The 20,858-nt window shown below is 64.3% G+C and carries 23 protein-coding genes and 1 pseudogene; all 24 read left to right on the top strand.

Features of this window, described 5'->3' with window-relative positions:
* Positions 1-47 precede the first annotated feature (47 nt).
* The 24 genes and pseudogenes from ASC86_RS01540 to ASC86_RS01420 all read left to right on the top strand — a co-directional run bounded on the left by ASC86_RS01540 (position 48) and on the right by ASC86_RS01420 (position 20,843).
* Positions 48-1,184: a phage portal protein gene (locus tag ASC86_RS01540; protein ID WP_056315178.1), complete on the top strand. Its 1,137-nt coding sequence runs from the start codon at positions 48-50 to the stop codon at positions 1,182-1,184.
* Between the two features lie 436 nt (positions 1,185-1,620).
* Entirely contained in the window at positions 1,621-1,938 is a 318-nt protein-coding gene (locus ASC86_RS01530; protein WP_056315174.1) for a DUF6107 family protein, read from the top strand.
* A gap of 55 nt (positions 1,939-1,993) precedes the next feature.
* A complete protein-coding gene (locus ASC86_RS01525; protein WP_056315173.1) occupies positions 1,994-2,566 on the top strand; it encodes an HK97 family phage prohead protease in 573 nt (190 codons plus the stop codon).
* Positions 2,563-3,825 (top strand): phage major capsid protein, encoded by a 1,263-nt coding sequence (locus ASC86_RS01520; RefSeq protein WP_056315171.1) that lies wholly within the window; start codon positions 2,563-2,565, stop codon positions 3,823-3,825. Before ASC86_RS01525 ends, ASC86_RS01520 begins: the two co-directional genes overlap by 4 nt.
* A gap of 104 nt (positions 3,826-3,929) precedes the next feature.
* Positions 3,930-4,499 (top strand): head-tail connector protein, encoded by a 570-nt coding sequence (locus tag ASC86_RS01515; protein WP_056315169.1) that lies wholly within the window; start codon positions 3,930-3,932, stop codon positions 4,497-4,499.
* A 10-nt stretch (positions 4,500-4,509) separates the two neighbouring features.
* Positions 4,510-4,836: a phage head closure protein gene (locus ASC86_RS01510; RefSeq protein WP_056318091.1), complete on the top strand. Its 327-nt coding sequence runs from the start codon at positions 4,510-4,512 to the stop codon at positions 4,834-4,836.
* Complete coding sequence (locus ASC86_RS01505) at positions 4,833-5,237, top strand: DUF3168 domain-containing protein (RefSeq protein ID WP_056315167.1); 405 nt, start codon at positions 4,833-4,835, stop codon at positions 5,235-5,237. Before ASC86_RS01510 ends, ASC86_RS01505 begins: the two co-directional genes overlap by 4 nt.
* Positions 5,238-5,268: 31 nt before the next feature.
* On the top strand, positions 5,269-5,676 hold the full coding sequence (locus ASC86_RS01500; protein WP_056315166.1) for a phage major tail protein, TP901-1 family: 408 nt from the start codon (positions 5,269-5,271) through the stop codon (positions 5,674-5,676).
* A 12-nt stretch (positions 5,677-5,688) separates the two neighbouring features.
* Positions 5,689-6,033 (top strand): gene transfer agent family protein, encoded by a 345-nt coding sequence (locus tag ASC86_RS01495; protein WP_056315164.1) that lies wholly within the window; start codon positions 5,689-5,691, stop codon positions 6,031-6,033.
* Between the two features lie 17 nt (positions 6,034-6,050).
* Positions 6,051-6,269 carry a rcc01693 family protein gene (locus ASC86_RS01490; RefSeq protein ID WP_056318088.1) on the top strand — a complete coding sequence of 73 codons (219 nt, stop codon included), beginning with the start codon at positions 6,051-6,053 and terminating at the stop codon, positions 6,267-6,269.
* Positions 6,259-6,792 (top strand): phage tail tape measure protein, encoded by a 534-nt coding sequence (locus tag ASC86_RS01485; RefSeq protein WP_056315161.1) that lies wholly within the window; start codon positions 6,259-6,261, stop codon positions 6,790-6,792. Before ASC86_RS01490 ends, ASC86_RS01485 begins: the two co-directional genes overlap by 11 nt.
* Positions 6,793-7,012: 220 nt before the next feature.
* The gene (locus ASC86_RS01480) at positions 7,013-7,654 is read left to right on the top strand and encodes a DUF2460 domain-containing protein (protein WP_056315158.1); all 642 of its coding nucleotides are present in this window, start codon (positions 7,013-7,015) and stop codon (positions 7,652-7,654) included.
* A complete protein-coding gene (locus ASC86_RS01475) occupies positions 7,651-8,544 on the top strand; it encodes a DUF2163 domain-containing protein (protein ID WP_056315156.1) in 894 nt (297 codons plus the stop codon). The genes ASC86_RS01480 and ASC86_RS01475 overlap by 4 nt, the downstream gene beginning before the upstream one ends.
* 271 nt (positions 8,545-8,815) lie before the next feature.
* Positions 8,816-9,238: pseudogene (locus tag ASC86_RS26450) on the top strand (NlpC/P60 family protein); the annotation flags it as partial.
* Positions 9,239-9,243: 5 nt separating this feature from the next.
* A complete protein-coding gene (locus ASC86_RS01465) occupies positions 9,244-13,056 on the top strand; it encodes a glycoside hydrolase/phage tail family protein (protein ID WP_056315155.1) in 3,813 nt (1,270 codons plus the stop codon).
* 12 nt (positions 13,057-13,068) lie between these two features.
* Positions 13,069-13,275, top strand: a complete 207-nt coding sequence (locus tag ASC86_RS01460; protein WP_056315153.1) for a hypothetical protein — start codon at positions 13,069-13,071, stop codon at positions 13,273-13,275.
* 130 nt (positions 13,276-13,405) lie between these two features.
* A complete protein-coding gene (locus ASC86_RS01455) occupies positions 13,406-13,657 on the top strand; it encodes a hypothetical protein (protein ID WP_056315151.1) in 252 nt (83 codons plus the stop codon).
* A gap of 102 nt (positions 13,658-13,759) precedes the next feature.
* Positions 13,760-14,452: a response regulator transcription factor gene (locus ASC86_RS01450; protein WP_056315149.1), complete on the top strand. Its 693-nt coding sequence runs from the start codon at positions 13,760-13,762 to the stop codon at positions 14,450-14,452.
* Between the two features lie 268 nt (positions 14,453-14,720).
* Positions 14,721-16,109, top strand: coding sequence for a HAMP domain-containing sensor histidine kinase (locus tag ASC86_RS01445; protein ID WP_056318084.1), 1,389 nt, complete (start codon positions 14,721-14,723; stop codon positions 16,107-16,109).
* A 245-nt stretch (positions 16,110-16,354) separates the two neighbouring features.
* Positions 16,355-16,723, top strand: coding sequence for a hypothetical protein (locus ASC86_RS01440; protein ID WP_244477536.1), 369 nt, complete (start codon positions 16,355-16,357; stop codon positions 16,721-16,723).
* A 91-nt stretch (positions 16,724-16,814) separates the two neighbouring features.
* On the top strand, positions 16,815-17,951 hold the full coding sequence (ccmI, locus tag ASC86_RS01435; protein ID WP_056315144.1) for a c-type cytochrome biogenesis protein CcmI: 1,137 nt from the start codon (positions 16,815-16,817) through the stop codon (positions 17,949-17,951).
* Complete coding sequence (gene ccmE, locus ASC86_RS01430) at positions 17,948-18,400, top strand: cytochrome c maturation protein CcmE (RefSeq protein WP_056315143.1); 453 nt, start codon at positions 17,948-17,950, stop codon at positions 18,398-18,400. Before ccmI ends, ccmE begins: the two co-directional genes overlap by 4 nt.
* Entirely contained in the window at positions 18,397-20,382 is a 1,986-nt protein-coding gene (locus tag ASC86_RS01425; protein WP_056315141.1) for a heme lyase CcmF/NrfE family subunit, read from the top strand. The genes ccmE and ASC86_RS01425 overlap by 4 nt, the downstream gene beginning before the upstream one ends.
* Positions 20,379-20,843 carry a cytochrome c-type biogenesis protein gene (locus ASC86_RS01420; RefSeq protein ID WP_056315139.1) on the top strand — a complete coding sequence of 155 codons (465 nt, stop codon included), beginning with the start codon at positions 20,379-20,381 and terminating at the stop codon, positions 20,841-20,843. The genes ASC86_RS01425 and ASC86_RS01420 overlap by 4 nt, the downstream gene beginning before the upstream one ends.
* Positions 20,844-20,858 lie beyond the last annotated feature (15 nt).

Raw genomic sequence — 20,858 nt, 5'->3', positions numbered from 1 at the left:
TCCACAGGCTGCGATGCTTGTTGCTGTTTTGAGGGGAAGGATGGGCGATGAAAAATCCGTTGCGGGGGATGTTCCGGCGGCCGGTGCGCGAGACGAAGGCGGCTTCGGGGGTCGTGGCGGTCGCGCATGAGGCGGCGGCCCATTGGACGGGGCGGTCGTATCGGGCACTGGCCGAGCAGGGGTATCAGCGCAATCCGGTGGCTTACCGCGCGGTACGGATGGTGTCGGAGGCCTCGGCGGCTGTGCCGTTGCTGCTGTATGACGGGGATGACGAGATTGGCCAGCACGCGGCGCTGTCGCTGTTGGCGCGGCCGAACGGGCAGATGGCAGGGGCGGATTTTCTCGAGGCGCTGTATGGGCACCTGATGCTGTCCGGCAATGCCTATGTCGAGGCGGTCCGGATCGGGGCCGAGCCGCGGGAGCTGCATCTTTTGCGGCCGGATCGGGTGCGGGTGCTGGAGGATCGCGACGGGTGGCCGGAGGGCTATGAATACCGGATCGGCGGGCGGGTTCGGCGTTATCCGGCCGGGCCGGGCGGGATTTTGCACCTGAAGCTGTTTCATCCGCTGGATGATCATCTCGGCTTTCCGCCGCTGGCGGCGGCGCAGATGGCGCTCGATCTCTCCAATGCGGCGGCGACCTGGAACAAGGCGCTGCTCGACAATTCGGCGCGGCCTTCCGGCGCGCTGGTCTATCAGCCGAAGGAGGGCGGCAATCTTTCCGCCGACCAATATGACCGGCTGAAGAGCGAGCTGGAGGAGGGCTATTCCGGCGCGACGCGGGCGGGGCGGCCGTTGCTGCTCGAAGGTGGGCTCGACTGGAAGGCGATGGGGCTTTCGCCGAAGGATATGGATTTCGTCGAGGCGAAGAACGGCGCGGCGCGGGATATCGCTTTGGCGTTTGGAGTGCCGCCGATGCTGGTCGGGATTCCCGGCGACAATACCTACGCCAACTATCAGGAGGCGAACCGGGCGTTTTATCGGCTGACGGTGTTGCCGCTGGTGCTGAGGACAGCGGCGGCGCTTTCGGGGTGGCTGTCGGACCTCTATGGCGAGGGGCTGGCGTTGCGGCCGGATCTGGATCAGGTGGCGGGGTTGACGGGCGAGCGCAACGAGGTCTGGGCGCGGCTGAAGGATGCGGACTTTTTGAGTGACGAGGAGAAGCGGCGGGCTGTGGGGTATTGAGGGGCTACCCCTCATCCGGTTTGTTGGCTGCCTTCATTCCGTGGGTGGGGAGCGGCTTGCTCTCTTTCCCTTCTCCCCTTGGGGAGAAGGTGGCCCGAAGGGTCGGATGAGGGGGGCGGCTGGCTCGGAGTTTGTGGAGAAAACACCCTCATCTGCCTTCGGGCATCTTCTCCCCGAGGGGAGAAGGGGGGAGGTTGCGGCGGCTTTCTGTCCCATGAAATCAGGATGTTGTGGGCGTCGCGGGATTCACGGTGCGACGAAGCGGAATCGGTTTGTGAGGGGCTTGAATCAGGCTCTCAGCCGATCTCGGCAAGGGATTCCAAAGATTCGGGAAATCGGCGCTTATGCTGGGCATGACCTCGTGAAGGAGGCTGCGCGCGGGTGTCCGGCGTTGTGGGCCGGGCAGGATTTCATTTTAGACGAGGAGGCTTAACAAATGGCTGACATCGGTAACGATCCTGGCTTGTGGGCTGCCAATGCGCTGGGGGCGGTGGCGGGGGCGGCAGTGTCGCTCGTCTATATGCTGCCGCGCAGCCGGCAGGAGGCGGCATCGCGGTTTCTGACGGGGACGGCTTGCGGACTGATCTTCGGGGCGCCGACCGGGGTTTGGCTTGTCGGATGGCTGGGGATTGCGGGCGAGATTTCCGGCAGCGAGATGCTGCTGACCGGATCTGCGGCGGCAAGCCTTTGCGCCTGGTGGGTGCTCGGGGCGGCGGCGCGGATTGCGGCGCGGTTCGGTCGGCCCGGCGGCTGACGGCAGAGTTTTCAAGGGGCGTCCGGCAGGGCGCATTCCAGACATGGAGAAATCAATGACAACCGATGGCCTTCCGGTCTGGCGGACGAAGAAGTTTGCCAATTTGAGCCTTGCCGGGGTGACCGGCGAGGGGCGGTTTTCCGGCTATGCCAGCGTCTTCGGCGAGATCGATCTCGGCAAGGATGCAATCGAGCCGGGGGCTTTTGCGCACTCGCTGGCACGGCGCGGGGCAGGCGGGGTGCGGATGCTGTTTCAGCACGATCCGGCCGAGCCGCTCGGCACCTGGAAGACGATCCGCGAGGATGGGCGCGGGCTTTATGTCGAGGGCGTGTTGACGCCGGGCGTCGAGCGGGCGCGCGAGGTGCACCAGTTGATGAAGAACGGGGCGCTCGATGGACTTTCCATTGGCTTCCAGACGGTGAAGGCGAAGACGGACAAGGGCGGGGTGAGACGAATTCTGGAGGCGGATCTCTGGGAGATCTCGATCGTGACCTTTCCGATGCTGCCCTCGGCCCGCGTCTCCAACGTGAAGAATGCGCGGTGGTTCCGCGACACGGAAACGGAACTCGTGCGCAGCATGCGCCGGGCGGCCCGGATGATGAAAACCCAAGGAAGGATGTGCCGATGACTGAGACTGCGACGAACATCCCGGCGATGGCGCCGGAAATCAAGCATGTGCCGGAAACGATGACGGCGGCTTTCGAGGACTTCATGGGAGCCTTCGAGAGCTTCAAGGAGACCAATGATCGCAGGCTCGCCGAACTTGAGGGCAAGCTGACCGCCGATGTCGTGACCCGCGAGAAGATGGACCGCATTTCGCGCGCCATGGACGAGCAGAAGCGCGCCATGGACCAGATGGTGCTGAAAAAGGCGCGGCCGGTGCTCGGCCGTGACGATGCGCTTTCGCCGGAGGCGGAGGAGCATAAGGCGGCGTTTGAAAGCTATGTTCGCCGCGGCGACGAGCAGGCGCTGAGGGCGCTGGAAGCGAAGGCGTTTTCGATCGGCTCGGCCAGCGACGGCGGTTATCTGGTGCCGAACGAGACCGACAGCGAGATCGGCCGCAGGCTTTCGGTGCTGTCGCCGATCCGCTCGATGGCGACGGTGCGGCAGGTTTCGGGCGCCGTGCTGAAGAAGCCTTTTGCGCTTTCCGGCATGGCGACCGGCTGGGTGTCGGAGACGGCGGCAAGGCCGCAGACGACCACGCCGCAGCTGGCCGAACTGTCCTTCCCGACCATGGAGCTTTATGCCATGCCGGCGGCGACGGCGGCCTTGCTCGACGATGGGGCTGTCGATATCGAGAGCTGGATCGCTTCCGAAGTCGATATCGCTTTCGGCGAGCAGGAGGGCACGGCTTTCGTTTCCGGCGACGGGACCAACAAGCCGAAGGGCTTTCTCTCCTATACCAATGTCGCGGAAAGCAGCTGGAGCTGGGGCAATATCGGCTATGTCGCGACCGGGGCGGCGGGCGCCTTCAAGCCGAGCGGGCCTTCCGACACGCTGGTCGATACCATCTATGCGCTGAAGGCGGGGCATCGGCAGAATGCGGCCTTCGTGATGAACCGCAAGACGCAGGCGGAAATCCGCAAGTTCAAGGATGCCGACGGCAACTATCTGTGGCGGCCGCCGGCAACGGCGGGGCAGCAGGCTTCGCTGATGGGCTTTTCGATCGCGGAAGCGGAGGACATGCCGGATATCGCGGCCAACAGCTTCTCGATTGCGTTCGGCAATTTCGCGGCGGGCTATCTTGTCGTCGATCGCACCGGGGTTCGGGTGTTGCGCGATCCCTATTCGGCCAAGCCGTATGTGCTGTTTTATACGACCAAGCGTGTCGGCGGCGGCGTGCAGAATTTCGAGGCGATCAAGCTCGTGAAATTCGCGGCATCCTGATGTTGCATCGCTCGGCCCCGGTTTGACGGGGGGCCGTGTGTGGGCGGACGCGGCTTTCCTCCCGCTGCGTCCGCCCTTCCTTCTCTATCGCGCGGAGATTTTTCATGACCATTGCCGAACTGACGCCGCCCGCCGGCGAGCCGCTGACGCTTGCCGAGGTGAAGGCGCATCTGCGCCTGGATGGCAGCACCGAGGATGGCTTGCTTTCCGGCCTGATCACCGCTGCCCGCACGCATCTGGAGCGGGAGACGGGGCTGGTGCTGATGACGGGCAGCTTTCGCCTCTATCTCGATGACTGGCCGGACGGACCGGTGATTCAGATTGCGAGATGCCCGGTGCAGACCATTGATGCCGTTACGCTTTATGACGAGGCGGGCGATCCTTTCGAGGCGGATACGGCCGGCATGGTGCTGGATGGACGGGCGCAGCCGGCCCGGCTGATCCTGCCGCGGCGGGTGCGGCCGGGACAGGCGCTGAACGGGATCGAGATCGATTTTACCGCCGGTTTCGGGGCGAGCGGGACGGATGTGCCGGACACGCTGAAGCGGGCGATGCTGCTGCATATCGCCGTTCTCTACGAATATCGCGGGGTGGTGGCGCCGGAAAACCAGCCGGCGGGGGTGCCGGCCGGTTACGAGCGGCTGATTGCGCCGTTTCGGCGGCGGGGGCTCTGAGATGGGGCAGATGGTGTTCGATCCGGGGGAGCTGCGGGTGCGGCTTGAGCTGGAGCGGCCGGTTTCGGTGGCGGATGGGCAGGGGGGTGAGGTGGTGAGCTTCGTTTCCCTCGGCGGGCTCTGGGGGCGGATCGAGCCGGTGGCGGCGGTGTCAGTGGAGACCGGCGGGCTGCGGCAGTCGACGGTGACGCATGAGATTGTCGTGCGGCAACGGAGCGATCTGGTTTCGGGCATGCGGTTTGTGAAGGAGGGGCGGCGGTTCCTGGTCCGGGCGGTGCATGATCCCGATGAGGGCGGGCGCTATCTCGTCTGCCGGTGCCTGGAGGAGGGACGATGAGCGCGAGTGCGGCTTTGCAGAAGGCGATCTATGGGCGGCTGCAGGGGGATGCCGAGCTGATTGCGCTCGTGGGGGCGGATGGAGTGCGGGATCATGTCGTTGCCGGTGATCGGCGGCCGTATGTCGGGATCGCGTCCATCGAAAGCCGGGATTTTTCCACTGCAAGCGAAACGGGGGAAGAGCATCTGGTGACGCTGGAGGTGCGCAGCGGCGAGGGCGGTCATCGCGCGGTGCAGGAGATTGCGGCTCGGGTGCGGGCTTTGCTCGACGATGCGGCATTGATTGTGGACGGGTTTGCGCTGGTGGGGATCTTGCATCGACGCACGCGCGTCGGGCGAGATGCGAAGGCGCGGGGGCATCTGGCTGACATGGTGTTTCGGGCGGTGACGGAGCCGCTCTAGAGGCGCGGCTGTTTCAGGAAAGGACAGGCGGATGGTGGCTCAGAAGGGCAAGGATCTTCTGTTGAAGATCGATAATGGCGGGACCTATGCGACCGTGGCGGGGCTGCGGTCGAAGCGGCTCGCCTTCAATGCCGAGACGGTCGATGGCACGGATTCGGAATCGGCCGGGCGATGGCGGGAATTGCTGGGGGGCACAGGCATTCAGCGGGCTTCGGTTTCGGGGGCGGGGATTTTCAAGGATCAGGCGTCCGATGCCTTGGTGCGGAGTGCGTTCTTTGCGGCTTCGGTGCTGAACTGGCAGGTCGTCATTCCCGATTTCGGGGTGGTGACGGGGGCGTTTCAGGTGACGGCGCTGGAATATTCCGGGCAGTACAATGGCGAGGTGCTGTTCGAAATCGCGCTGGAATCGGCGGGTGCGTTGAGCTTTGCGGCTGTGTGATGGGGGTTGCGGATGGGCACTGTGGGGCGGGCGAACCGGCGGCGCGGGGAGATCGAGGCTGTCATCAATGGGGAGCGTCGGATTTTGTGCCTGACGCTCGGCGGGCTGGCGGAACTGGAGACGGCGTTTGCGGCGGATAATCTGCTCGATCTCGCCGGGCGGTTTGGCGAGGGGCGGCTGAAGGCGGCCGACATGATCCGCATTCTCGGGGCAGGGCTGCGGGGTGGCGGCAATCTGATGGATGACGAGGATGTGGCCGGCATGAGCATTGACGGTGGGCTCGCCGCCATGGCGGCGCTGACGGGGGCGCTGCTTTCGGCGACGTTTGCCGGGGAGGATGTTTCCGCAAACCCTTGAGGGCCGCAGGTAACGATATGACTACATCCGTGCCGGTGTTTCCCTGGGAGGCGGTGATGGAGGTGGGGTTCCGTTATCTGCGGCTTTCTTCCGATGATTTTTGGCGGATGACGCCGCGCGAACTTGTGGCGGCGCTGGGTGGAGCGCGGCGCGGAGCGGGGATCGATCGCGGGGCGTTCGAGGCTTTGCAACGGATGTTTCCGGATGGGGAAAAGGAGTTGAGCGATGGCGGATGAGGGGATCGATTTTGCCGGGACGCGGGAGGAGGCGGATGCGCTTTCGCAGGTGCTGGCGGATCTGGAAGACCGGTCGCGCTCCTTTGGGTCGGCGCTGACGGGGGCGCTGACCTCGGCGGTCAGGGGCGGCAAGGGGCTGGAGGATGTTTTGCGCAGCGCCGGGCTGCGGCTGACGGAGATTGCGCTTTCGGCGGGGTTGAAACCGCTGGAAGGGATGATCGGGAGTTTGATGTCCGGGGTTTCGGGTGGGGTGAAGGCGTTTGCCGATGGCGGAGTGGTGTCGGCGCCGACCTACTTTCCGATGGCTGGCGGGACCGGGTTGATGGGCGAGGCGGGGTCGGAGGCGATCCTGCCCTTGCGGCGCGGGGCGGATGGGGCGCTTGGCGTGGCGGCTGCAGGCGGCGGGGGGATGAATGTCGTCTTCAATGTCACGGCTTCCGATGTCGAAAGCTTTCGGCGGTCGGAAGGGCAGATCGCTGCGATGCTGACGAGAACCGTGCGGCGGGGGCAGCGCGGGTTGTGAGGTTTCGCGGCTAGGGGATTCTGGGGATTCGGGTTTTGCTGGTGGCTTGATCTTTTGGGTGAAGCTGGTGGGGGCTGGTTTTCTCTCTGCTGCAGTGGGGGATGGGGCGCTTTTTGAGCCTGTGGGTAGCCCCCTTCATCCGGCCCTTTGGGCCACCTTCTCCCCGAGGGCAGAAGGTAAGCACGTGCATCGACAATCTTGAAATGGTGGGGAGCTGCGGATGGCCATGGGGTTTCATGAGGTGGCATTTCCGTTGCGGCTGGCGCTTGGGACAAGCGGCGGGCCGGTGCGGCGGACCGATATCGTCAGCCTTTCCAACGGGCGGGAAAATCGCAACAGCCGGTGGCGGGATGCCAGGCGGCACTACGATGCCGGGTCGGGGGTGAAATCGGTGGCCGATCTTTATCGGGTGCTCGAATTCTTCGAGGCGCGGGCGGGGCAGTTGAATGGGTTCCGGTTTCGCGATCCGGTCGATTTTCAGTCCTGTGGGCCGCTGGGGACGGTGGCGGCTTCCGATCAGGGGATCGGGGTCGGGGATGGGGTGACGGCGGTGTTTCAGCTGTCCAAGACCTATGCCGATGCCGGGGGCGAGATGATCAGGGTGATCGAGAAGCCCGTCGCTGGGAGTGTGGTGCTTTCGGTGGCGGGGGCGGCGGTACCGGGGGCGGATTTTGGGCTCGATGCGGCGACGGGCAAGGTGACGTTCGTGCCGGGGAAGATACCGGCTGTCGGTGCCGAGGTGCGGGCGGGATTTCGGTTCGATGTGCCGGTGCGGTTCGATACCGACCGGATCGATATCGATCTGGCGCAGTTTCAGGCGGGGCGCATTCCGTCGATTCCATTGGTGGAGATCAAGCCATGAGGACGCTCCCGGCTGATTTGGCAGCGCATCTTCAGGGCGATGCGACGACGGTTTGCCATTGCTGGCGGGTGACGCGGCGCGATGGCGTCGTTGTCGGGTTTACCGAGCATGATCGGGATCTTGTCGTTTCCGGTACGGTTTTTCTGGCGGCGAGCGGGTTTGCGGCGAGCGACAGCGAGATGGCGAACGGGCTTTCCGTCGATGCCGGCGAGGTGACGGGCGGGTTTTCGGCGGATGCGATTGCCGAAGCCGATGTGCTGGCGGGGCGCTTCGATGGGGCGAAGGTCGAGACTTTTCTCGTCAACTGGCAGGCGCCGGAGGAGCATATCCTGTTGCGGGTCGAGGAGATCGGCGAGGTCGTGCGGGCGGGCGGAGCGTTTCGGGCCGAGCTTCGGCGCATGACGCATCGGCTGGGGCAGGCGCAGGGGCGGGTTTATAGCCGGCGGTGCGATGCGAGCTTTGGGGATGCTCGGTGCGGTGTGGATGTGTCCGGGGCGGCGTATCGGGCGGAGGGGGCTGTCGTTGCCGTTCTGGGGGAGACGCGGCTTGTCGTTTCGGGGCTTGACGGGTTTTCGGCGGGGGCTTTCCGGCAGGGGACGCTGGTGTTTTCGAGCGGGGGGAATGCCGGGGGTGCCGTCGATATCGAGGAGCATCGGCGGGAGGGGGCTCAGACGATGATTTCGTTGTGGTTGCCGTTGCCGCTCCCGGTGACTGTCGGGGATGCATTTGTGGCGACGGTGGGGTGCGACAAGAGCTTTGGCATGTGCCGGTCGCGGTTTGGCAATGGGGTGAATTTTCGTGGGTTTCCGCACATGCCGGGGAGCGACTTTGCCTTTGGCTATGCCGATGGCGATACGGTGCATGATGGGCGGGCGCTTTATGAGGGATGATGGGCAGGGTTTGAATGGGCCGGTAGACCCGGCGAACTCTGTCGTCCCCTCTCCCCGCTTGCGGGGAGAGGGCCAGGGTGAGGGGCGAAGCTTTCCTCCCCGAAAATATCGAAAGGGAGCCCCTCATCCGCCCTTCGGGCACCTTCTCCCCGCAGGCGGGGAGAAGGAAGGAGCAAGCGGCACCTTCGTATGCGATAACCCTCCTCTAGACCCCCTCGTCCGGCCCTTTGGGCCACCTTCTCCCCGTGGGGAAGAAGGGGAAACGCGTGGCGAAACAGTTGTCGAGGCGGCGCGGCAGTGGATCGGGACGCCGTATCGGCATCAGGGAAGCTTGAAGGGGATCGGGTGCGATTGTCTTGGGCTGGTGCGTGGGGTTTGGCGCGATCTTTATGGCGAGGAGCCGGAGGCGCCGGGAGCTTATCAGCCGGACTGGGCGGAGCGGGGTGGCGAGGAGCGGCTGATGGAGGCTGCGCTTCGGCATTTTGGGGCCAGCGTGCCGGCGGCGGAGATGCGGGCGGGGGATGTGCTGCTGTTTCGTTGGCGGGCGGAAATGCCGGCGAAGCATGCGGGGATTTTCTGCGGGGGTGGGCGGTTCATCCATGCCTATGAGCAGGCGGCGGTGGTGGAATCCGCTCTGGTGCCGTCGTGGCGGCGGCGGATTGCGGCGGTGCATCCGTTTCCGGGGAAGGGATAGATTTTATGGCGACGATCCTTTTGCAGGCGGCGGGTGCGGCTCTTGGCAGCGTGTTTGGGCCGGTTGGTGCGATCCTTGGGCGGGCGGCGGGGGCTTTGGCGGGCTCGGTGGTCGACCGGGCGTTGATCGGTGGTCGGGCGATTTCGGGGGCGCGGCTTGGGGATGCGCGGATTCCGGGGGCGGACGAGGGGAGCGCGATCACGCGGGCCTATGGCACCGTGCGGATCGGGGGGACGCTGATCTGGGCAACGCGGTTTGAGGAAGAGGTTCGCAGCGAACGGCAGGGCGGAAAGGCGAGCGGGCCGCGGGTGGAGACGTTTCGCTATTTCGCCAATTTCGCGCTGGGGATTTGCGAGGGGGAGATTGCGGGTGTCCGGCGGGTCTGGGCGGATGGGCGGGAGCTTGATCTCACCACCATCGAGATGCGGGTTTATCGCGGGACGGAGGAGCAGGCCGTCGATCCGTTGATCGAGGCGAAGCAGGGTGAGGCGCCGGCGTTTCGCGGGGTGGCCTATGCGGTGTTCGAGCGCTTGCCGCTTGATGGGTTCGGCAATCGTTTGCCGGTGATCCAGTTCGAGGTTTTGCGGCCGGTCGGGCAGCTGGAGAAAGATATCAAGGCCGTCACGATCATTCCGGGGGCGAGCGAGCATGGTTATGACCCTCGCGTCGTGACCGAGAAGACCGGGGCGGGGAAGAGCCGGCGGATCAATCGCAACGTCTTTCATGCGGGGAGCGACTGGGAGGCTTCGATCGATGAGCTGCAGGCGCTGTGTCCGGGGCTGGAGCGGGTGGCGCTGGTCGTGTCGTGGTTCGGGACCGATCTGCGGGCCGGAGAATGCCGGATCGTGCCGGGGGTCGAGACGGCGGTGCGGCAGGGGGAGAGCCGGGTCTGGTCGGTGAACGGGATCGGGCGCGGTGATGCGCGGGTTGTGAGCCAGAATGGCGGCGGGCCGGCTTATGGGGGCACGCCAAGCGATGCCAGTGTGGTGGCGGCGATTGGCGATCTCAAGGCACGGGGGCTGAAGGTTTATCTCTATCCGTTTGTGATGATGGATATCGCAGACGGCAATGCGTTGCCGAATCCCTATTGCGGGGTTGGGCAGGCAGCCTATCCGTGGCGGGGGCGGATTACCTGTCATCCCGGGCCGGGCGAGGCGGGGACCGTCGATCGGACGGCTGCGGCGCGTAGCCAGGTCGCGGATTTCTGTGGGGCGGCGGAGGCGGAGGATTTTTCGGTTTCGGGGACGTCGGTGACCGGGGGCGGTGATGATGAGGGGTATCGCCGGCTGGTGCTGCATTATGCGTTGCTGGCGGATGCGGCTGGTGGGGTCGATGGGTTTATCATCGGGTCCGAATTTCGCGGGCTGACGCAGCTTCGCGATGAGGCAGGGCAGTTTCCGTTTGTCGATGAACTCGTTGCACTGGCTGGGGATGTCAGGGCGGTTCTCGGGGTGGGGACGAAGCTGACCTATGCGGCCGACTGGAGCGAGTATTTCGGCTATCAGCCGGCGGATGGGTCGGTGTTTTACAATCTCGATCCGCTCTGGGCCTCTCCTGATATCGATGCTGTCGGGATCGATAACTACATGCCGCTGTCCGATTGGCGCGATGGCGATCTCTGGGAGGGGAACCCGGATGGGTTTTCGCATTCCGCAGATGCCGGCGCGATGGGGGCGATGGTGGCCGGGGGCGAGGGGTTCGACTGGTATTATCAGGACGAGGGCGATCGCCGGGCTCGGGTGCGGACGCCGATCAGCGATGGGCTGGCGGGTAAGCACTGGGTTTATCGCTACAAGGATTTGCTGGGGTGGTGGGGGAATTTCCACCATGACCGGGTTGGCGGGGTGGAGCGGGTCGCGGCCAGCGACTGGGTGCCGGGGTCGAAACCGATCTGGTTTACGGAACTGGGGTGTCCGGCGATCGACAAGGGGGCGAACCAGCCGAATGTGTTCGTCGATCCGAAATCATCAGAAAATGCCGTGCCGTATTTTTCGGGCGGCGGGCGGTGCGATCTGGTGCAGCGGCGGTTTCTGGAGGCGCATTTCGGGCATTGGGAAGCCGGTGGGGCGGTCGATCCTGACCATCTCTTTCTCTGGACCTGGGATGCGCGGCCGGTGCCGGCTTTTCCCGAAAATACCGATCTTTGGGCCGATGGCGGCAACTGGCAGACCGGTCACTGGCTGAACGGGCGGCTGGGAGCGGCGACGGCGGGCGATGTGATCCGGGCGGTGCTGGCGGATCATGGGTTTCTGGATGTGGACGTTTCGGATGTGACGGGGGATGTCACGGGGTATGTGCAGGCCGAGCAGGGGTCGGCGCGGGAGGTGCTTGAGCCTTTGATGCAGGCGCTTTCGATCGATGCCGTCGAGGATGGGGGCGTGTTGCGGTTTCGCTCGCGGCTGAAGCGGGCGGCCAATGTGACCCAAATCGATGTGCTGGCGGATGATGGGGATGCGGCGGCCTATGAGGAGACGCGCGGGCATGGGAGTGATTTTGCCGCGGAAGCCATGATCGAGTTTTTCGATGCGACGGCCGATTACGGCCGGACGACAGCGCGGTCCCGGCGGGCGGGGGTGGTGAGCGAGCGGGTGCTGCGGTTTTCGCCGCCGGCCGTGCTGCATGAGGGCATGGCGGCGGGGGCGGTCGAGGATGTGCTGAAGGACCATCAGGCCGGGCGGCGGCAGGTGCGGTTCAGTCTTTCGCCGGCGGAACTGGCGCTGGAACCGGGAGATCTCGTTTCCTTCGAGCAGGGGCCGGTGGGGCTCTTCATCATAGAGAGGATCGAAGATGGAAAGATGCGGCGGGTGGAGGCTAGGGCGTTTCAGCCTTCCGGCAATGGCGGTGGCAGTGTCGCCGAGAGCGGATTGCGGCCTTCTCGATCGGCGTCTGATGCTTTTTCGCCTTTGATGATGCTGATGGACCTTGCGCAATACGAGGATGGCAGTGCCGCCAGCTTTGCGCGGGGGGCGGTGTTTGCACGGCCCTGGCGGCAGGTTGTTTTGTCGTCCTCAGTCACGGTGGAGGGGTATCGGGTGCGGCAGCGGTTCGAGCGGCCGGCGAAGACGGGGGTTTTGACGGCAGCTTTGGGGGCGGGTGTGGCCGGGCGGTTTGATTTTTCGCAGGCGTTGACGATGCGAATGGACTTCGGTGGGTTGTCTTCGGGGTCGCGGATCGCGGTTTTGAACGGGCAGAACCGGGTGGCCGTGCAGGCGGCGAACGGGGTCTGGGAGATCATCGGGTTTCTCGTCGCCGAGGAGATCGCGGCGGGGGAATGGCGGCTGACCGGGCTGTTGCGCGGGCTGCATGGGACCGGGGATGCCATGGCGGCCGGGAGTGGGGTCGGGGCGGCGGCTGTCGTTCTCGATGGGGCGGTGAAGGCGATCGGGCTTGCGGCGGACGAGGCGGGGCGGCCGTTGAATTTCATCGCGGAGGCTGCGGGGGAGGCGGCGGTGGGGCCGATCGTCTTTGCCGGCGGGGTCAGGGCCGAGACGCCGGTGGCGCCGGTGCATTTGCGGGCCGAGCGGGTTTCTGGCGGGGATATCCGGTTGAGCTGGGTGCGGTGTGCGCGGCGCGATGCGGACCATTGGCTGGATGGGGATATCGCGCTCGACGAGGCGCAGGAGCGGTATCGCATCGACATTCTCGATGGCGATAGCGTCAAGCGGTGGGGGGAGAGTTCGGGGCCAGCCTTTGTTTATTCCGCGGCGAACGAGGTTGCGGATTTCGGGGGCGTGCAGGCGGCGATTTCGTTTCGGGTGCGGCAGGTCGGGGCCAAGGTGGCGCTCGGGGTGGCGGCGCGGGCGACGGTCAATCTGTAACAGGAGGCGGGCATGATGGATTTGAAGGACTGGTATCGGTCGAAAACCGTTTGGGGTGCCCTTGTGGCGGTGATTGCGTCCTGCGCGCGGCTCGCCGGGCTGGAGATCGGGACGGAGGATCAGCAACTGGCGATCGATGCCCTGACGACGATCGCCGCGGCGGCGGGTGGGCTGATTGCAATCTATGGGCGGGTTTCCGCTCACAAACGACTGCGGTGATCTGTCGGGCGGATGCCCTTGCGAATGTCGGGGAAATCAGATGAAGTCTCCGTGAGCCGACATTCATTTGCCATTCAGGCAGCATGGTTTATTAAAATCGCAAGAAACGTCAGTCGTTGAAAGTGCGTTCATGTCCTCACCGTTGATCATAGCAACGCTTGCCGCGGGTCTTTCCGGGCTGGCGCCGCATGCCATCGATCTGCCATCGAAGGTTGTTACCGTCGATGGCGATTGCAGCGCGGCTGCCGCACAGGTCGTTGCCGAGACGGGTGGCGAACTCTTGTCGGCCCAGCCGACCTCGGATGGCAAATGCGTCGTCACGGTGCTCATTCCCGGCAATGGCGGCCGTCCGAAGAAGGTGACGGTGCGGGTGCCCATGTGATGGACGCCGTCTGCGCGGGGCTTGCATAATCCCCGGTAGGCGGTCGAATAGCGGCATCGCTGATTCTGCTGTCGCACGCGGCGGGCAAGAGGAAAGTCATTCATGCGCATTCTCGTGGTCGAAGACGACGTCAATCTCAATCGCCAACTCGCCGAGGCGCTGAAGGAAGCCGGCTATGTCGTCGATCAGGCGTTCGACGGCGAGGAAGGGCATTATCTCGGCGACGGCGAACCCTATGACGCCGTGATCCTCGATATCGGCCTGCCGGAAATGGACGGCATCACCGTGCTGGAGAAATGGCGCGGAGCGGGCAAGGCCATGCCGGTGCTGATCCTGACGGCGCGCGACCGCTGGAGCGACAAGGTCGCCGGGATCGATGCAGGCGCCGACGACTATGTGGCGAAGCCTTTCCATGTCGAGGAAGTGCTGGCGAGGATCAGGGCGCTGATCCGCCGGGCGGCGGGGCATGCCAGCTCCGAGATCGTCTGCGGGCCGGTGCGGCTGGATACCAAGGCGTCCAAGGCGACGGTGGATGGGGTGCAGCTGAAGCTGACCTCGCATGAGTTTCGGCTGTTGTCTTATTTGATGCATCATATGGGGCAGGCGGTGTCGCGCACCGAGTTGGTCGAGCATATGTACGATCAGGATTTCGATAGGGATTCCAATACGATCGAGGTGTTTGTCGGGCGGCTTCGCAAGAAGATCGGCAATGATCTGATCGAGACCGTGCGCGGGCTCGGCTATCGCATGCAGCCGCCGGGCGCCGCTCCCGCGGACAAGAGTGGCAAATCCTGATCGGGGCCGGGATGCGGGGTCTTGGGATAGTGTCTTCGAGTGGCTTTACCCCCCTCTGTCACTTCGTGACATCTCCCCCTCAAGGGGGGAGATCGGGAGCGAGAGGCAACCTTCAGCCAATCTCCCCCCTTGAGGGGGAGATGCCCGACAGGGCAGAGGGGGGTGGTCTGCTGCATATTGCGAACTGGCCATCCTCCTCATCCGGCGCTACGCGCCACCTTCTCCCCGTCGGGGAGAAGGGAGAGCAACCAAGGCGTGACCGGAGATGCTGAAACCGCAATCGCTGACAGCGCGCGTGCTTCTCGTTTCGACCATCTGGGCCGTGGCGGCGCTGGTGGTGATTGGGGTGGTGATCTCGACGCTTTATCGGCAGGGGTCCGAGCGCGGGTTTCAGGATTTGCTGCGGGCGCAGCTCTATAACGTCATCAATTCTATCGTCGTCAATGACAAGTCGGTGCTGGCGGGTAGTCCGCAGCTCGGCGATCTCCGGTTTTCGCAGCCGCAGACGGGATGGTACTGGATCGTCGAGCCGATTGGCGAGTTCAATACGCCGCCCTTGATGTCGACCTCGCTCGGCAATGGTAAGCTGCCGATTCCGAGCGTCGACGACGTGCCGTTCGATATCCGCTATGAGCGGTTTTATACGACGACCGATTCCTTTGGGAATTCGGTGGAAGTGGCGGAAACTGAAGTCGTGCTCGATATCCAAGGGCATACGGCGCGTTTTCGTGTCGCGGGCAATCGCGATGTGCTGGAAAGCGATATCAACGACTTCAACCGCAATCTTTATCTGGCGCTTTCGATTTTCGGCTTTGGCGGGCTGGGGATGAATGCGCTGGCCATTCTCTTCGGGCTTCGGCCGCTCGATCAGGCGCGGCGGTCGCTGGAGAAGATCCGGGCGGGCGAAAGCGAAAGGCTGGATGGGGATTTCCCGCGCGAAATCCAGCCGCTTGCGAGCGAGGTCAATGCGCTGATCGACAGCAACAGGCGCATCATCGAGCGGGCGCGCATGCAGGTTGGAAATCTCGCCCACTCGCTGAAGACCCCGATTGCCGTCTTGATCAACGAGGCGCGGGTGCTGGAGGCGCCGCATGGCGATCTCGTGAAGACGCAGGCCGATGCCATGCAGATGCAGGTTCAATCCTATCTCAACCGGGCGCGTATCGCCGCCCAGCGCGAGAGCATTTTGGCGCGCACGGATGTCGAGCCGGCGCTGGAGCGGCTGGTACGGGTGATGCGGCGGCTGCACCCGGAAAAGACATTCGAACTCTCGGTCTCGCCGCCGGGATTGATGCTGGCGATGGAGCAGCAGGACGTGGAAGAGACGATCGGCAACCTGCTCGACAATGCAGCGCGCTATGCCGAGACACAGGTGCGGATCGTTGCGCACCCTGCGCCTGAGAATGTGCAGGGGGGCGATCCTGGACGGCGCAACTGGATTATCGTCGATGTCGAGGATGACGGGCCGGGGCTGGAGCCGGACGAGATCGCGGTCGCGATCAAGCGCGGCAAGCGGCTGGATGAAAGCAAGCCGGGAACAGGACTTGGGCTTTCGATCGTCAGCGAGATCGCCGGGGAATATCACGGCAAGCTCGGGCTTTCACGCGCAGGCATCGGTGGACTGAAGGCGGAACTGGTTTTGCCGGGCCTGAACTGAGGTTTGCTCCGATGCGCAAGCGTGACTTTTTTGACAGACCTGCCGGCAAAAACGGCAAAATGGGTTGGGAATGGCGAACCCCCATGGATCAAAGGTTGCCTGCCTGCTGAGCACATGCAAAAAGATTGGTGTCGCGGGGTTGCACCGCGATGGCAAACGCGAGAGCTGGATAGTCCCGCATCATGAACCGGAACGCCTGTTTGACGAACTCCACCAAGGCCGGCCTTGTGCTGATCGGCTGCGCGCTGCTGCTTGGCGGCTGCGCGACGACCGGGAAAACCGGCACGGCGCAGGCGGCGACGGGCTCGGCCTCCTATATCGCGGCGCTGGGTGGCGGCATTGTCGGCAAGGAAGCAGGGCTGACGATCAGCAAGGCGGATCGGCAGCGGGCGCTGGAAGCCGAATATCGCGCGCTGGAAGCCGCACCCGGCGGGCAGCCGGTGACATGGCAGGGCGCCGGCATCAGCGGCTCGGTTGTGGCCACGGCGCCCTATCAGGTCGGATCGCAGAATTGCCGGCAGTATAGCCATACCATCACGGCCAAGGGGCAGGACAATGTGGCGCGTGGCGTCGCGTGCCGCAATGCCGACGGAACCTGGACGCCGCTTACCTGATTTTTGCCACCTTGCGGCGAAACGCCTCAAGTTTTCGTCAGCAGGGGTTTTCCTGTTGGAATGGCCGGGTGCGCGGTGTATTTGAGCCCTCATGCTGTTCTGGGTTCTCGTTTCCGTTTTGACGGCGGCCGTTGCCGTTGCCCTGCTTCTGCCGCTGATGCGGGCCGAGGTGCGCACCGATATTCCCCAATCGCACGATGTCGAGGTCTACCGCGACCAACTGGCCGAATTGCAGCGGGATACGGCGAGCGGGCTGATCTCCGGCGATGAGGCGGAGTTTGCGCGGGCCGAGGTGGCGCGGCGTTTGCTGGCGGCAAACGAGGCAGTGAAGGCGGCAGCGCCGGTTTCCGCGCGGCGCGCCAACCGTATCGCGCAGATGGCGGTGATCGTTTTCCTGCCGCTGGCGGGGCTCTGTCTTTATCTGGCGACGGGGCGTCCGGACCTGCCCGATGCGCCGCTCGCCATGCGGCTTGCCAATCCTGGCGAAGACATCAACATTCTCGTTGCAAAGGCTGAGCAGCATCTGGTGCAGAACCCGGAAGATGGGGCGGGCTGGGATATTCTGGCGCCGATCTATTATCGCGAAGGGCGAATGGAAGATGCGGGGGTAGCCTATCAGAATGCGATCCGCATACTGGGGCCGACGCCGGCGCGGCTTGGCGGCTATGCCGAGAGCCTGATTGCGCTTTCGGGCGGGCTGGTGACGACCGAGGCGCAGGATGCGCTGCAGCAATCGCTGGCGCTGGAGCCGAGTGATCCGCGCTCCGAATATTATCTGGCTTTGGCGCTGAAGCAGCAGGGCAAGACCGAGGAGGCGCGCAGTGCCTTCGAGGCGCTGGTGCGGGCTTCGCCGAAGGATGCGCCATGGCTGCCGCTGGTCAACACCCATCTGGCGGAGCTGAAGGGTGGTGCTGTGCCGGGTGGCAAGGCGCCGGGCAATCCGACCGAGGCGGATGTGGCGGCGGCGCAGACCATGGATAGCGGCGATCGCACCGCGATGATCGAGGGCATGGTGGCGAGCCTTGCCGAGAAACTGAAGCAGGACCCGAAGAATTTCGAAGGCTGGATGCGGATCGTCCGCTCCTACGCCGTTCTCGACCGCAAGGCCGAGGCGGGCGAGGCGTTGCGGCAGGGGCTGCAGGCTTTTCCGGCCGAGACCGAGCAAGGGCGCGGCCTGCTGGCGCTTGCAAGTGAACTGGGCATCAATGCCGGCAAGGATGTGAAATGACGCGCAAGCAGAAGAGACTGGCTGTTATCGGGGGCGGTGTCGGGTTTTTGCTGGCGGCGGTGTTGCTGGTCATGTTCGCCTTCAGCCAGTCGGTTGCCTATTTTTATGTGCCGGGCGACCTCCAGAAGACGGCGGTTGCTCCGGGGACGCGTATTCGGCTTGGAGGCTTGGTCGAGAATGGCTCGGTAAAGCGGGGTGAAGGGACGACGGTGAGCTTCGTCGTGACCGATACGATCGGCACGGTGCCGGTGAGCTATACCGGCATTCTACCTGACCTTTTTCGCGAGGGGCAGGGTGTCGTGGCCGAGGGGGCTTTCGATCCGGGCGGCAAGCTCTTCGTTGCCGATACCGTGCTTGCCAAGCATGATGAGACCTACATGCCGAAGGACGTGGCCGACCGGCTGAAGGCGCAGGGCGTTTCGCTCGGCGGCAAGGAGACGATCCGATGATCATCGAGTTCGGCCATTACGCGCTGGTGCTCGCGCTTGCCACTTCGATCCTGCAGGCGCTGCTGCCGGTGATCGGCGCCTGGCGCGGCGAGCGGGCGCTGATGCAGGCGGGCACGACGGCGGCAATAGCGAGCTTCTGTCTTGTGGCGCTGTCGTTCGGCGCCCTGACCTATGCCCATGTGACATCGGATTTTTCGGTCGCCAATGTGTGGGAGAATTCCCACTCGATGATCCCGCTGCTGTATAAATTTTCGGGCGTTTGGGGCAATCATGAAGGGTCGATGCTGCTCTGGCTGCTGATCCTCGTTTTCTTTTCGGCGCTGGTGGCCGTCTTTGGGCGGAATCTGCCGGATACGCTTCGGGCCAATGTACTGGGCGTGCAGGCCTGGGTGGCTTCCGCGTTTGCGCTGTTCATTCTGCTCACGTCCAATCCGTTCATCCGGCTGGTACCGGCGCCGGGCGAGGGCAAGGACCTCAATCCGGTGCTGCAGGATGTGGGGCTCGCGATCCATCCGCCACTGCTTTATCTCGGTTATGTCGGTTTTTCCGTCTGTTTCTCCTTCGCTGTGGCGGCGCTGATCGATGGTCGTATCGACGCAGCCTGGGCGAGATGGGTGCGGCCTTGGACGTTGGCGGCCTGGACGTTCCTGACCGCCGGTATCGCCATGGGTTCTTACTGGGCTTACTACGAGCTTGGCTGGGGTGGCTGGTGGTTCTGGGACCCGGTGGAAAATGCCTCCTTCATGCCGTGGCTTGCCGGGACGGCGCTCTTGCATTCGGCGCTGGTGATGGAAAAGCGCGAGGCGCTGAAGATTTGGACGGTGTTGCTGGCGATATTGACGTTTTCGCTGTCGCTGCTCGGGACCTTCCTTGTGCGCTCCGGGGTGCTGACCTCGGTGCATGCTTTCGCGACCGATCCGCGGCGCGGCATCTTTATCCTGATGATCCTTGTGCTGTTCATCGGCGGGGCCTTGTCGCTCTTTGCCGTGAGGGCAGTGCGATTGAAGGCGGGCGGACTGTTTGCGCCGATCTCGCGTGAGGGCGCGCTGGTTTACAACAACCTCATCCTGACGACGGCGGCGGCGACGGTCTTGACCGGCACGCTCTATCCGCTGGCGCTGGAGGCGCTGACGGGGTCGAAGATTTCGGTCGGACCGCCGTTTTTCAACATCACCTTCGGGCTGCTGATGCTGCCTTTGCTGGTGGCCGTGCCGTTCGGGCCGCTGCTGGCCTGGAAGCGGGGCGATCTGCTGGGCGCGGGGCAGCGGCTGTTTGCGGCGATCGGGCTCGGGCTCGTTGTGGCGCTCGGCGTGTTTTATGCGCGTTATGGCGGGCCGGTGATGGCGGCGGCGGGGATCGGGCTCGGCATCTATATGATTGCCGGGGCCTTGACGGATCTGGTGCTACGGTCGGGGCTTGGAAAATTGCCGCTGGCGACGGCCTGGGCGCGGCTGAAAGGCTTGCCGCGCTCCTCGTTCGGGACGACGCTTGCCCATGCGGGCCTCGGGGTGACGCTGATCGGTATTGTCACGGTCACCGCCTATGCGACGGAGACGATTGTCGAAATGAAGCCGGGCATGACGGCGGAGGCCGGTGGATTTACACTGCGCTTCGACGGCATGCGCGGGGGGCAGGGGCCGAACTATACCGAAGAGGCAGCGCATTTCGATATTTTGCGTAGCGGTGTCGTCGTCAGTGATTTCTGGTCGTCCAAGCGCATCTATACGGCGCGGCGCATGCCCACGACGGAAGCGGGTATCCGCACCTTCGGGTTTAGCCAGCTTTATGTTTCGCTGGGTGATCCGGCGCCGGATGGGGCGATGGTGATCCGCATCTGGTGGAAACCGTTCATTCTCTGCATCTGGGGCGGGGCAGTGCTGATGATGATCGGCGGGGCGGTGTCGCTGAGTGATCGGCGGCTGCGTGTCGGCGTGCCGAAGCGGGCCAAGGCGCCGAAACTCGCATTGGGGCCGGCGGAATGATGCGGAGGCTGGCCCTTGTCTTGTTTCTTGTTTTCTCGGCAGTGCCGGCTTTTGCCGTCAATCCCGATGAGGTGATGAAGGACCCGGCGCTGGAAGCACGGGCGCGGGCGCTTTCGGCGCAACTGCGCTGCATGGTTTGCCAGAACCAATCGATCGACGATTCCAATGCCGAGCTTGCCAAGGATTTGCGCGTGCTGGTGCGCGAGCGCATTGCCGGGGGCGACAGTGATGAACAGGTGATCGCCTATGTCGTGTCGCGGTATGGCGAGTTCGTGCTTCTGAAGCCACGCTTCGAAACTAAGACCCTGCTGCTTTGGGGGACGCCCGTGGTGCTGCTCGTGGTCGGTGCTATCGCGATGGCCTTTGCGGCACGGCGGCGGAGCGGAAAGGTGACGGGCACGTCGCTGACGGCGGATGAAAAGGCTCGGCTTGAGGCCTTGCTGAAAAACGACGCACCCTGACAGCAGTTTTATTTC

It is taken from the genome of Rhizobium sp. Root1212, from assembly GCF_001424985.1.
In the GTDB taxonomy this organism is placed as follows: Bacteria; Pseudomonadota; Alphaproteobacteria; order Rhizobiales; family Rhizobiaceae; genus Pararhizobium.
This window is presented reverse-complemented; position numbering and strand designations above follow the sequence as displayed.